Source organism: Pseudomonas sp. S2_C03 (assembly GCF_054668405.1).
Genome location: NZ_CP162766.1, coordinates 6168318 through 6180528, shown reverse-complemented (window position 1 = coordinate 6180528; position 12211 = coordinate 6168318). Strand labels below are relative to the sequence as shown.

Here is a 12211-nt window from a genome sequence, read left to right as displayed (position 1 = left end):
GCCGAGTATAACGGCGAACTGCTCGGCGTTTATCACGGTCCTAACTCATACCGACGACGCTTTGTTTACCTATGACAGGAGTTTTCCCATGCGTATTCCTTTTCGCCTGATTGGCGGTGTACTGGTGGCCACCCTGCTGACCCAGGTGACGGCCTGCGGTTCGATTTTCTACCCCGACCGCCGTGGCCAGATCGACGGCAAGATCGACCCGGCGATTGCCGCGCTCGATGCCGTGGGGCTGCTGTTCTATATTATTCCCGGGCTCATCGCGTTTGCCGTGGACTTCGCCACCGGCGCGATCTATTACGCGCCAGGCGAAACCGCGCACGTGGCTCCGCAAAAGCTCCAGGAAGCCATCGGCGCCGACGGCAAGGTCGACACCCATAAGTTGCAGACCATTCTGGAAACCGAATTGGGCCGCAGCTTCCCGTTGGACGATCCACGCCTGATCCAGCACAAGGGCAGCACTCAGCAACTGGCCACGCTGGGCCTGCAACCTGCCGCGTGATACTCCCCTGAAAGGACAAGCCACTCTTATGGTTTCCAGTTCCGAACACGCCCGCCTGCTGCGGCTCGCCACTCGCGCCTCGGTGGCAGTGGCGTGCACCCTGGTCGTGACCAAAGCCATCGCGTGGTGGTTGAGCGGTTCGGTGAGCATGCTCGCCGGACTGACCGACTCGGCCCTCGACGGCGTCACGTCGCTACTCAATCTTCTTGCCGTGCATTATGCGTTGCGCCCCGCTGACGACGATCACCGCTACGGGCATGGCAAGGCTGAGTCGCTGGCGGGCATGGCGCAGGCCCTGTTCATTGGGGGCAGTGCGGTGCTGATTGCGTTGCAGGCGTTCGAGCGGATCAAGCATCCAGAACCAGTGGGCGCGCCATGGCTCAGCATCGGCGTCATCGTGCTTTCACTGGTCCTTACGCTGGCGCTGCTGGTGTTGCAACACCGGGTGGTCAAAGCCACCGGCTCCAACGCGGTGCGCGCCGACTCCCTGCATTACCGTTCAGACATGCTGCTCAATGGCAGCATCCTGGTCGCATTGGTGCTGGCCGGCTTTGGCTGGCATCAGGTGGACGCCTGGTTCGGTCTGGGGATCGCCGCGTACATTCTGTGGAGCGCAATCCAGATCGCCCGCGAAAGCTTCACCGTGCTGATGGATCAGGAGCTGCCGCCGGACGTCAGCCAGCACATGCTTGAGCTGGCATGCAGCGTGCCGGGTGTGTTGGGCGCGCATGACCTGCGCACGCGAATCTCCGGCAACCAGTGGTTTGTGCAATTGCACCTGGAGTTGCCGGGGGAGCTGACTCTGTCAGTCGCCCACGGCATCAGCGACCAGGCCGCCGCCGCAATCCACGCCGCCTATCCACGGGCTGAAGTGCTGGTGCACGCCGACCCGACAGAAGTCGTTACCAGCTCCAGGCGCTAAGCGACAAGCGTGCGCAGATTGCTTGCGGCTTACGCTTGTAGCTTTCAGCTACTCGACCCGATAACCGCGACTGCTCAAACAGTCGCCCTGGGCCTGACGGTAGGTTTGCACCACTGAAGGGGCCGGCTGGTAGGTGGCGGTGCGCGGGTCGAACCCGCTCTGCTGCACCGCGTACTGGTAGCACTCGTATCCGTCCCGGTTGACCTGCTCCGGCGACTGGCCGCTAGCCGGATAGGCCACGACGTCATAACCGTTGCCGGCCGGTTGTGGCTGCGGTTGCACGGGGGGCTCGACCACTACGTAGTCCTGGGTGTTTTCCTGATAGGCGTAATACGAACCGGCCGCGAGGAACAGCAACGCACCGCCGACCCACACTTCACGGGCGTAATCGGGCAGGTAGCTGATACGGATCCCGCGAGGCGGCTGCACCACCACATAACGCGGCCCCAGCGGGCGATACCAGTAACCGTTCGAGAAGAAGTAATCCTGACCACGATACGGCACCCGGTAGTCGCGGTCCGGGAACCGGTCGATCACGTGTCCGGGACGGTACTGCGGGCCAGGCCCCCAACCATTGCCGTGACCACTCGGGCGACCGGCCCAGGAATGATCATCGGGGCGGGGGCCGTTGTTCTGCCAGTGCTGGTTGTAATCGTTGCGCCGAGGCACGTCCTGGTAGTAGCCGCGTTGTGGCGGCTGGGTCTGGCGCACGCTGTCGGGCCGGCCCTGGATCGGCAGATCATTGGCCGGTAACTGGGGTGGCGGCGGTGGCGGCCGAACCGGGTTGTTGTAATCGCGCGGCGGATTGTTTTGCCACTGACCACCGTTGTGCGGCTGGCCGTTGTTCTCGAACTGACGACTATTGTCGCCTCGAATGATCTCGTTGTTCTGCGGCCGCGGTGGGTTGTGCTGCGGGTTATTCTGCGGGCGCGGTTGATTGTTGCCGCCATTGCCCTGATTGTTGCCCTGATGCCCCTCGCCGCGCTGCCCATTATCCGGGCCACGGTTCTGCGGCTCATCGGCCAGCGATTGCGCAGTGACACTGATACACAACACACCAACACCGGCCATACGCCAGATGCGCGACTTCATGCTTATCCTCACTGCGGTTAGGGCTTGTACGTAAGACTGGGAAAGCACAGGCCGGTTCTGCAACAGGTTATCAGTCGTGAAACATATTTATTGAGCGCTCCGCCAATAAATCGCGGGCAAAAGAAAAGGGAGACCCGTCGGCCTCCCTTTGAGAACTTCGTCCGTGCTCGACGCTTTTGACGCCGGCTCACCTCACGCCGTCTTCTGGACAGTGTGCAGCTCGGGGGCCGGCACATCCCCGGTGGGGGTGGCGGCCGCGACTGGCCTGATTGGGCGAGTCGCCGTGGACTGTGTGTCCGAGCAGTGATTCTGGTGATAAGGATAGGCCAGCGGCCTCGACAAAAGATTGCGAAGATTGCTCAAACAAACATGACTTGCGCAATTTTTAACCCTGGATAGATAATCTGCCGCAATTGATAGAACAAAGGCCTGATTGATGAGCAAACTCGACCGATACGACCTGAGCATTTTGGCGGAATTGCAGCGCGACGCGCGTATTTCCAACCAGGAGCTGGCCGAACGCATCGGCCTGTCGCCCTCGCCCTGTTCGCGCCGGGTCAAACAACTGGAGGATGACGGCTACATCTCCCGCCAGGTGGCGCTGCTGGACCGCAAGATGCTCGGCCTGAGCCTGACCGCCTACGTGCTGATCGGCATGGACCGGCACACGCCGGAACGTTTCGAGAACTTCGAAGCGGCGATTCGCACCTTGCCACAGGTGCTGGAATGCAGCCTGGTGACCGGTATGGACGCCGACTATCAGCTTAAGGTGGTGGTGCCCGACATGGATCACTATCAGAAACTCTTGCTGGGCCACCTGACCCGCATCGACGGGGTGACCAGCGTGCGCTCCAGTTTCGTGCTCAACCAAGTGCTCAACAGCACCGAATTGCCGCTGACCCATCTGCGCAGCTGACAACACACCCCCTGTAGGAGCGGACTTGTCCGCGATGGTGGCTCAGACACCGCTGGCATTCAGACAGCCAGCGTTATCGTTGACGACCATCGCGGACGAGTCCGCTCCTACAGAAGTTGCGGCGACTGTCTGCGATGGTGGTCCAGACACCGCTGGCATTCAGACAGCCAGCGTTATCGTTGACGACCATCGTCGGAACGCCGCCCGGGACAAGTCCGCTCCTACAGGGATTGCGGCGGTCACGGACGCGCATGCGACACACCGACGCAGGTCCATGCTGCGCCAATCGCGCATGGCGTATACTCGTCCCCGCCTTTTTAGCCTCACCCGCGCTGGAGATGTTTGATGGATCCTGCACTGTTCGAAGAGTGGATGATGACTGGACTTGTCAGCATCCTGATCATTTTCATGGGTTTCATCGTCTGGGATCTGGCGAAAAAATCCAAGGCCGGGCGCTTCGGCTCGTTCATCCTGTTCTTCGTGCTGGGCCTGGGCGTCGCGGCGTTCATCATCAAAAGCGTGGTGATCGGCCTGATCGAATCCGGCGCTTTATAAGCGCGCCGGCACTTCCTTCCACTGGCCCTGATCGAGCCCTTCGATCGACCAATCACCGATCCTGACCCGCACCAGCCGTAGCGTCGGCAAGCCGACGGCCGCCGTCATGCGCCGCACCTGGCGGTTACGACCCTCGCGAATGACCAACTCCAGCCAACTGGTGGGCACGCTTTTGCGAAAACGCACTGGAGGGTCGCGCGGCCATAGCTGCGGGTCATCCAATTGCCGCGCCTCGGCGGGCAGGGTCATGCCGTCGTTCAGTTCCACGCCCTCACGCAGACGCTGCAACTGCTCGGCACTCGGTTCGCCCTCGACTTGCACCCAATAGGTCTTGGCCAGTTTGTGTTTCGGGTCGGCGATCCGCGCCTGCAACTGGCCATCGTTGGTCAACAGCAGCAGCCCTTCACTGTCGCGGTCCAGCCGCCCGGCCGGGTAGATCCCTGGAATGGCGATGAAATCCTTGAGCGTCGCCCGCCCTTCACCGTCGCTGAATTGCGTCAGCACATCGAAAGGTTTGTTGAACAGGACGAGTTTCGGCTCGGCCGGTGGTGCCTTGGCGACGCGACGCGGGCCGGATGACGGGACATTCGCGCCGGGGCGGCGGGACGCAGGACGTTGAGGACGGGACATGAGCAAAGGAACATCTGACGGTCAGGGCTGCCAATGCTAGTGCCCTGACCGACAAATGACCATGACTGTCAGCGGAACGGCGGCTCGTCGAAGCTGCGCAGTTTGCGCGAGTGCAACGAGTTCAGCTCGGTGCGCAGCAGGTCCACCGCCTCGATCCCGATCTGCAAGTGCTGGCTGACCGCACGCTGGTAAAACGCGTTGGCCGAGCCCGGCAGCTTGATTTCGCTGTGCAGCGGCTTGTCCGAGACACAGAGCAACGTGCCGTAAGGCACCCGCAGGCGATACCCCTGGGCGGCGATGGTGCCGCTTTCCATGTCCACCGCCACGGCGCGGGAGAGATTGATCAGCGGCCGTTCCTGGGCCCAGCGCAATTCCCAGTTACGATCGTCGTAGGTCAGGACGGTGCCAGTGCGCAGGCGTTTTTTCAGCTCATCGCCCTTCTCGCCCGTGACATTGGCAGCCGCTTGCTGCAAGGCCAGTTGCACCTCGGCCAGCGCCGGAATCGGAATGTTCGGCGGAACCACCCGGTCCAGAATCCCGTCACGACGCATGTAGGCGTGGGCCAGGACGTAATCACCGATGGTTTGCGACTGACGCAGGCCGCCACAGTGGCCGATCATCAGCCAGCAATGCGGCCGCAATACCGCCAGGTGGTCGGTGATGTTTTTTGCGTTGGACGGGCCGACGCCTATGTTGACCAGGGTCACGCCATGTCCGTCGCTGGCGATCAGGTGATAAGCCGGCATCTGGTAGCGGTGCCAGACCACGCCCGCGGCAATGGCCGAGGCTTCGCCATGATCCATGCTCTTTTCGATGATCACGTTGCCCGGTAATACCATGCGCACGAAGCGCGGGTCGCTGCGCAACTGTTCCAGGCCATGCACGATGAACTGGTCCACATATCGGTGATAGTTGGTCAGCAGAATCCACGGCTGTACATGACGCCAGTCGCTGCCTGTGTAGTGCACCAGGCGGCGCAGGGAGAAGTCCACCCGCGCGGCATCGAACAGTGCCAGCGGCAACGGATCAGTGTTTTCCCAATCGTACAGGCCATCGGCAATGCCGTCGGTGGCGGCCGACAGGTCGGTACTGGGGAATACTCGCGCCAGCACCGCGGCAGTCACGCCGGAACCGGCCAACTCATCGCCCTGCTCAACCACGTACGGATACGGAATGTTCTGCTGGCTGACGCCGACTTCCACGGTCACGGTGAAGTCGTGCATCAACGGCACCAGCTGTTCCAGCAGGTATTTGCGGAAAGCGGCCGGATGGGTAACGGTGACGCTATAGGTGCCCGGTAACTGAACCTTGGCGTAGGCCCGCGTGGTTTGCGGGACCTCGCCCTGGCAGTGGTAGGTCAGACGCAGCTCTGGATAACGAAACATCGCTCGCTGTTCAGCGTCCGGCTCGACACGGTCCTTGAGGTAACGCAACAGCGCCTGGTTCAATGCGGTGGTTGCACGATTGTGCAAGAAGGCAAGCCGATCCACGGCTTGCTCGGCAGTTTGGACGACAACAAAAGCTTCGGTCACGATCAGCATCCTGTGTTCTGACTTGCAGGCTTTCATCTTGCCTGCATCGTGGTCCGACGGAAACAGTGGCGTGTCGGATGTGCCTCATTCCATGAGCCACACAGCCCCCCTGTAGGAGCGAGCTTGCTCGCGATTGCGGTGGATCAGACACACCGCTATCGCGAGCAAGCTCGCTCCTACAGGGGTTATCTGTGCGGCTTAGAGAGGCGGAGTCGCCCGCGCCACGATCGCCTCGACATCCAACCCCCGTGGCAGCGCGCCATACACGCGACCCGCCCCGTCATCCAGGCGACTGGCAATGAACGCATCACTCACCGACGCATTGCCCGCCTCGAGCAACAATTTGGCCTGCAAGCCCAGGGCGATGTCTTCGGTCAATTGGCGTGCGCGGTACTGGATGTCGCTGGTGTCCTTGAACGCCGCGTGCAACTGGCTGATATGCGCGGCCAGGCGCTTGTCGCCGTGGCCGTCACCCAACTCGCTGAACAGCACGTCCAGCACACCCGGCTCCTTGGAAAGCGCCCGCAGCACGTCCAGGCATTGCACGTTACCAGAACCTTCCCACGTCGAATTGACCGGTGCTTCGCGGTAAAGTCGCGGCAGGATGCTGTCTTCGACATAGCCGGCACCGCCCATGCATTCCGCCGCTTCATTGATCATCGCCGGCGCCCGCTTGCAGATCCAGTACTTGCCCACCGCCGTCACCAGACGGGCGAATTTTGCTTCGTGCGTATGGTTCAGGTGATCCAGCGCCTTGCCCATGCGCAGGCTCAACGCCAGGGCCGCCTCGCTTTCAAGGGCAAGATCGGCAAGCACGTTCTGCATCAACGGTTGCTCGTTCAGGGTTTTGCCACCGACCTGACGGTGGGCACAGTGGTGGCTTGCCTGGGTCAATGCCTGTCTCATCAGCGCACTTGAGCCCACCATGCAATCGAAGCGGGTCATGGCGACCATTTCGATGATCGTGGGTACGCCGCGCCCCTCCTCGCCGACCATCCACGCCAACGCCCCACGGAACTCGACTTCGCTGGAAGCGTTGGAGCAATTGCCAAGTTTGTTTTTCAAACGCTGGATGTAGAACTGATTGCGCGAGTCATCCGGACGGTGGCGCGGCAACAGGAAACAGGTCAGCCCCTTTTCGGTCTGGGCCAGGGTCAGGAAGGCGTCACACATCGGTGCCGAGCAAAACCACTTGTGGCCGACCAGTTCGTACGCCTGGCCCGGGCCGCTGGCACCTACCGGATAGGCTTTGGTGGTATTGGCCCGCACGTCGGTGCCCCCCTGCTTCTCGGTCATGGCCATGCCGATGGTGACACCCGCCTTGTGCGCCATGCCGACGTTGCGCGGGTCATATTCGGTGGCGAGGACTTTCGGCAGCCACTGTTCAGCCAAATCGGGTTGCAAGCGCAACGCCGGCACACTGGCGAAGGTCATGGTCAGCGGGCAACCGCTGCCAGCTTCAGCCTGGCTGTGCAGGTAGGTCATGGCGGCGCGGGCGACATGGGCCCCGGACTGCGGGTGCGCCCACGGCAAGGAGGTCAGGCCGTGCTCGATCGCCGTGCGCATCAGCTCATGATAAGCCGGGTGAAACTCCACCAGATCGATACGATGACCAAAACGGTCATGGCTGACGAACACGGGCTTGTTTTGATTGGCCAGGAACCCCGCTTCCATCAGCGGACCGCCGGCCAGCGCACCGTAGGCATCGATTCGTGATTGGGCCCAGTCAGCGCCGAACCGCCGCGACCACTCCTGCAAAGGCAGATCAATGCGATACAGGTTGGTGCCGTCCAGCGACGGCGGCTGGTTGGTCACTTCGTGGGTTTCAGCGAACTGATGCAGGTTCATGAAGGGGCTCCTCGGTCAGCCAGAAGGTTCAGTTAAGCACTGCCCCGAAGCCGAACAAAGTGGCATATCCGCCTAACTGTCGGCGCTTTCACCCTGTTGCGGGCACAGCACGCGCCGGTACATCGCTGCCTGCAGGTCTTCGAATTTCACCGGTTTGCTCAGCGCCTCGATCAAGTCACCCGTCACGCACCGCTCGCGGTCGCCGTTGAGGACCATCATGAACACAGGCACCTGCTCGCAACCGGGCAACGCATGTATCTGGCAGCACAGCGACACACCGTTCATCTGCGGCAACTCACTGTCGAGCAAAACGGCGTCGAACGTTTCGCGCTGAAGGAAATCCAGCGCGGCGACGCCGTCGTCAGCCGTACGCACGCGAAAGCCGAGCTTGAGCAACATGCCGCGCATCAGTAACTGGTTAATATCGTTTTCATCCACCAACAGCACGGTGCAGTCCTGCGGCAAGCGCAAGTGAGGCAGATCCCGAGTCGCTGGCGTCGCAACACACGCCATCACCGGCACCCCGAATTCGACGTCGAGCTGGAAGCGACTGCCGCGCCCCGGTTCGGATCGGTGAGTCAACTGGCCACCGAGCAACTCCACCAGTTGCCGGCAGATCGCCAAGCCGACACCCAGGCCACCATGCTCACGGGTCATTGAGCCGTCGAGCTGGAAGAAGCGCTGGTACAACGTGGCTTCGCCCAGATCCGTAAAGCCGATGCCGGTGTCGATCACTGCAAAAGACAACGCCAGCCGTCCCGACGCCACGGGTTTGCCCGTGACCCTGAGCGCCACGCCGCCGACACGGGTGAACTTGATCGCGTTGTCCAACAGGCATTCCAGGCATTGCGCCAGCTTGCTGCTGTCACCTTGCACCCGGTCCGGCAGGCCCGGCGCGACATCGACCTTGAAGTCCAGCGACTTGCCCGACGCGTTGCCTTCGAACTGCAGGCGCAAGGCATCGATCACGCTGCGCAGGCTGAACGTCGATTCATTGGCCTTGAGCTTGCCCGCCTGGAGTTCGGTCAGGGTGAGAATGCCATTGACCATGCGCATCATGTCCCGCGCCGAACCGGCGGCGGTTTGCTGGTATTGCTCAAGCTCAGGGTCCATGTCGACCGTTTGCATCAACTCCAGCGAACCGATCACACCATTCATCGGCGTACGCAGCTCATGGGTCAGCGTGGCAAGGAACTCGTCCTTGAGCTTGTTGCTGTGCGCCAGCTGCTGGTTGAGCACTTCAAGTTTTTGCCCGGCGTCGAGCAAGGTCTGCGCCTGCTGTTCGCGCATGGCGTTGATGCGGTCCGCCAGCGCCAGGGACAACAGCGCCACTTCGATGGCCGAGCCGATCTGGCTGGAGTACATGGTCAGGAACACGTTGGGCAGATAACCCAGCACCATCAGCGTGTTGACGATGCCGCCCAGCAGGAACGCCGACCAGGCGATGATGAAGTAGCGGGCCACCCGCAGGCCGCGCCACCATGAAAAAATTCCCGCTGCGAAAATCACCACGGTGAAGCTCAGCGCCAACGCGGTGGCCAGGCGCAGGGCCAGGGCGTAACTGGTCATCAGCGACAACCCGACTACCAACGCGCCAAACGCAATCAGCGCCATCAACAAGCGATCCAGCCAGCGGTTGAGGTTGGCGGTTTGCAGGAAGCTGCGTGCGAACTGGCTGCCGAACAGCCCGGAGCAACCGATGAAGAACGGTGTGGCAGCGTTGGCCCACCAGGGATTGTTCGGCCAGAAATACTGGACGGCCGCGCCGTTCACCGACAGCTGATACAGGCCAAACGAAGCGATGTAGAAAATGTAATAGAGGTAACTGGTGTCGCGCACGCTGAGGTAGATGAAGAGGTTGTAGACCAGCATGCCCAACAAGACACCATAGATCAGGCCCAGTACATAGAGACGAACCGGCTGCTCCTCGAGAAACGCGGTGCTCGACCACAAGGTGACTGGCGCCTGGATCGAGCCTTCGCTTTGCAGGCGCAGGTACACGGTTTGTGCCTGATCGGCCTTGAAGCTCAGCTCAAACAGGTAGTTGTTCTGGCGGATTTCACGACTGTCGAAGGGCAAGGCATCGCCCGTCTGACGCACCAGCCGATAGGCACCGCCAGCGTCGGGTGCATACAGGTCAAGACGGTCAAGCGGTGGATAAGCCAGCTCCAGCAACCAGGTGCGCTGGGCACCAGGGTTGGTCGGGCGGTAGTGCAGGTCGATTTTCAGCCAGAACACCGAACGCGAGTATCCGGCGTTCAGGGTAGCCTTGTGGTGGGGCTTGAAATGTCCGTTGGCGGCTTGTGCACGAATATCGTCGATGGTCGCCTGGCCACCCGCATCTTCGAAGACTTGCAGGGTTTGACCCAGGGGCAGGCTCTGAGTGAACTCATCGAATTCGACTGCACTGGCCATAAGGGGCAAGCAGAACAGCAACATCAGCAAATAGCGCATTGAAGCCCCAGCATGGCTTGTCCGGTTAATCTCAAAAAGCCCCTCATTCCCTTTGAGCAGACGTAAAACCGGCGTGACCTGTTATTGATTTGGATCCACTCTAGCATAGCCGTTGATGGCCATTGAACACCATTGAAACATTTCCTGAAAAGGCTCTAGTACGGGCATTCCAGAGCCACGCAGAGAGCCAGAACTGTTTAAACGGTCAACTCGTGTCAGTGCATCGGCTGTCAGGCGCATTCCTGTAGGCTCAGGTGCGGTCGCTACCATGACTCACCGGACGACTGGTGGTAAGCTCGCGCACCATGAATATCTACAGCTCTCGCCCCGTTGTCCTTTGTCTCTCCGGCCATGATCCCAGTGGTGGCGCCGGCTTGCAGGCAGATATCGAAGCCCTGCTCGCACAGGGTTGCCATGCGGCTCCGGCCGTCACCGCCCTGACCGTGCAAGACACGGTCAACGTCACTGACTTCCGCGTCCTCGATCGTGAGTGGGTATTGGCCCAGGCCAATGCCGTACTCAACGACTCCGAAGTCGCGGCGGTCAAGCTGGGCATGCTCGGTTCCCTGGAAATGGTCGACACCGTGGTCGAACTGCTCCAGGCGCACCCGCACCTGCCGATGGTCTGCGACCCGGTGTTGCGTGCCGGCGGCGGCGGGCGACTGGGCAAGGATGAGGTCGGTTACGCCATGCGCGAACGTCTGTTGCCCCTGTCGATCATCGCCACGCCCAACCTGCCCGAAGCGCGCATCCTGGCCGAACTGCCCGAGGGCAGCGCCGACGAGTGCGCGGAAAAACTCCTGCCTTTCGTCAAACACCTGCTGATCACCGGCGGGCATGGCGAAGAGAGCGAAATCCACAACCGCCTGTACAGCCGCGACGGTCACCGCGAAACCTTCATCTGCCAGCGCCTGCCCGGCAGTTATCACGGCTCGGGCTGCACCCTGGCCAGCGCCCTCGCCGGCCGTCTGGCCCAGGGCGAAAACCTCGCCAGCGCCGTGCAGACTGCACTTAACTACACGTGGCGCACCCTGCGCGACGCCGAGCAACTGGGCAAAGGCCAGTTCGTCCCGCGTCGCCTGCCACTGGATTTCTGCTCGTAACACCATGGGGCTTGTCCGATGAAACTACGCGGCCTTTACGCGATTACCGACAGCCAGTTACTGGCCGGCAAATTCCTCTCGTACGTGGAGGCGGCGCTTGAAGGCGGCGTCACCCTGCTGCAATACCGCGACAAGAGCGATGACCAGGCCCGTCGCCTGCGTGAGGCCGAAAAGTTGCGTGATTTGTGCGAGCGCTACAAGACCCAACTCATCATCAACGACGATGCCGAGCTGGCTGCTCGCCTGAATGTCGGCGTGCACCTGGGCCAGACCGACGGTCCTCTGTCTCCGACCCGCGCCCTGCTCGGTTCCAAAGCGATCATCGGCTCGACCTGCCATGCACAGCTCGAACTGGCCGAACAGGCGGCCAGGGAAGGCGCCAGCTATGTCGCCTTTGGTCGCTTCTTCAATTCCACCACCAAACCCGGCGCGCCGAGCTGCAGCCTCGAACTGCTTGACCAGGCCCGACGCCAGCTGCACCTGCCGATCTGTGCGATCGGCGGCATCACTCTGGATAACGCTGCGCCACTGGTGGCGCACGGAGTCGACCTGCTGGCGGTGGTCCACGGCCTGTTTGGCGCGCAGAACACCGCCGAAGTGACTCGCCGCGCCCGCGCCTTCAACGAATTACTGAAAGTCTGATATTGAGAG

Annotated in this window: 11 protein-coding genes; 6 read left to right on the top strand and 5 right to left on the bottom strand. The window is 61.6% G+C overall.

Features of this window, described 5'->3' with window-relative positions; all coding sequences use genetic code 11:
- Positions 1-88: 88 nt before the first annotated feature.
- Together AB4N64_RS28515 and AB4N64_RS28510 are read left to right on the top strand one after the other, a co-directional pair.
- Positions 89-508: a polyribonucleotide nucleotidyltransferase gene (locus AB4N64_RS28515; RefSeq protein WP_460120614.1), complete on the top strand. Its 420-nt coding sequence runs from the start codon at positions 89-91 to the stop codon at positions 506-508.
- A gap of 28 nt (positions 509-536) precedes the next feature.
- Positions 537-1430, top strand: a complete 894-nt coding sequence (locus AB4N64_RS28510; protein WP_460120612.1) for a cation diffusion facilitator family transporter — start codon at positions 537-539, stop codon at positions 1428-1430.
- A 48-nt stretch (positions 1431-1478) separates the two neighbouring features.
- Here AB4N64_RS28510 and AB4N64_RS28505 read toward each other — a convergent pair whose 3' ends face one another.
- Positions 1479-2522: a DUF6515 family protein gene (locus AB4N64_RS28505; protein WP_460120610.1), complete on the bottom strand. Its 1044-nt coding sequence runs from the start codon at positions 2520-2522 to the stop codon at positions 1479-1481.
- A gap of 436 nt (positions 2523-2958) precedes the next feature.
- Here AB4N64_RS28505 and AB4N64_RS28500 point away from each other — a divergent pair, with 436 nt between their 5' ends.
- Together AB4N64_RS28500 and AB4N64_RS28495 are read left to right on the top strand one after the other, a co-directional pair.
- A complete protein-coding gene (locus AB4N64_RS28500) occupies positions 2959-3438 on the top strand; it encodes an Lrp/AsnC family transcriptional regulator (protein ID WP_150744035.1) in 480 nt (159 codons plus the stop codon).
- A gap of 345 nt (positions 3439-3783) precedes the next feature.
- On the top strand, positions 3784-3993 hold the full coding sequence (locus AB4N64_RS28495) for a DUF2788 domain-containing protein (RefSeq protein WP_016773053.1): 210 nt from the start codon (positions 3784-3786) through the stop codon (positions 3991-3993).
- On the opposite strand, the gene AB4N64_RS28490 is transcribed toward AB4N64_RS28495, so the two are convergent.
- The 4 genes from AB4N64_RS28490 to AB4N64_RS28475 all read right to left on the bottom strand — a co-directional run bounded on the left by AB4N64_RS28490 (position 3988) and on the right by AB4N64_RS28475 (position 10457).
- Positions 3988-4623 (bottom strand): pseudouridine synthase, encoded by a 636-nt coding sequence (locus AB4N64_RS28490; RefSeq protein ID WP_460120608.1) that lies wholly within the window; start codon positions 4621-4623, stop codon positions 3988-3990. The two genes, AB4N64_RS28495 and AB4N64_RS28490, sit on opposite strands and share 6 nt — an antisense overlap.
- A gap of 68 nt (positions 4624-4691) precedes the next feature.
- Positions 4692-6191 (bottom strand): AMP nucleosidase, encoded by a 1500-nt coding sequence (amn, locus tag AB4N64_RS28485; RefSeq protein ID WP_460120606.1) that lies wholly within the window; start codon positions 6189-6191, stop codon positions 4692-4694.
- A gap of 162 nt (positions 6192-6353) precedes the next feature.
- The gene (locus AB4N64_RS28480; RefSeq protein ID WP_460120604.1) at positions 6354-8003 is read right to left on the bottom strand and encodes an acyl-CoA dehydrogenase family protein; all 1650 of its coding nucleotides are present in this window, start codon (positions 8001-8003) and stop codon (positions 6354-6356) included.
- Between the two features lie 72 nt (positions 8004-8075).
- Positions 8076-10457 carry a 7TM diverse intracellular signaling domain-containing protein gene (locus AB4N64_RS28475; RefSeq protein ID WP_460120602.1) on the bottom strand — a complete coding sequence of 794 codons (2382 nt, stop codon included), beginning with the start codon at positions 10455-10457 and terminating at the stop codon, positions 8076-8078.
- A gap of 305 nt (positions 10458-10762) precedes the next feature.
- Here AB4N64_RS28475 and AB4N64_RS28470 point away from each other — a divergent pair, with 305 nt between their 5' ends.
- Both AB4N64_RS28470 and thiE read left to right on the top strand, forming a co-directional pair.
- Complete coding sequence (locus AB4N64_RS28470) at positions 10763-11560, top strand: hydroxymethylpyrimidine/phosphomethylpyrimidine kinase (RefSeq protein ID WP_460120600.1); 798 nt, start codon at positions 10763-10765, stop codon at positions 11558-11560.
- Positions 11561-11578: 18 nt separating this feature from the next.
- Complete coding sequence (gene thiE, locus AB4N64_RS28465) at positions 11579-12202, top strand: thiamine phosphate synthase (protein ID WP_460120598.1); 624 nt, start codon at positions 11579-11581, stop codon at positions 12200-12202.
- The last annotated feature ends 9 nt before the right edge of the window (positions 12203-12211 follow it).

Bases quoted from the DNA above. Each gene is read 5' to 3' on its own strand.
- AB4N64_RS28515 (WP_460120614.1), top strand. From the start codon at position 89: ATGCGTATTCCTTTTCGCCTGATTGGCGGTGTACTGGTGGCCACCCTG.
- AB4N64_RS28510 (WP_460120612.1), top strand. From the start codon at position 537: ATGGTTTCCAGTTCCGAACACGCCCGCCTGCTGCGGCTCGCCACTCGC.
- AB4N64_RS28505 (WP_460120610.1), bottom strand. From the start codon at position 2,522: ATGAAGTCGCGCATCTGGCGTATGGCCGGTGTTGGTGTGTTGTGTATC.
- AB4N64_RS28500 (WP_150744035.1), top strand. From the start codon at position 2,959: ATGAGCAAACTCGACCGATACGACCTGAGCATTTTGGCGGAATTGCAG.
- AB4N64_RS28495 (WP_016773053.1), top strand. From the start codon at position 3,784: ATGGATCCTGCACTGTTCGAAGAGTGGATGATGACTGGACTTGTCAGC.
- AB4N64_RS28490 (WP_460120608.1), bottom strand. From the start codon at position 4,623: ATGTCCCGTCCTCAACGTCCTGCGTCCCGCCGCCCCGGCGCGAATGTC.
- amn (WP_460120606.1), bottom strand. From the start codon at position 6,191: ATGAAAGCCTGCAAGTCAGAACACAGGATGCTGATCGTGACCGAAGCT.
- AB4N64_RS28480 (WP_460120604.1), bottom strand. From the start codon at position 8,003: ATGAACCTGCATCAGTTCGCTGAAACCCACGAAGTGACCAACCAGCCG.
- AB4N64_RS28475 (WP_460120602.1), bottom strand. From the start codon at position 10,457: ATGCGCTATTTGCTGATGTTGCTGTTCTGCTTGCCCCTTATGGCCAGT.
- AB4N64_RS28470 (WP_460120600.1), top strand. From the start codon at position 10,763: ATGAATATCTACAGCTCTCGCCCCGTTGTCCTTTGTCTCTCCGGCCAT.
- thiE (WP_460120598.1), top strand. From the start codon at position 11,579: ATGAAACTACGCGGCCTTTACGCGATTACCGACAGCCAGTTACTGGCC.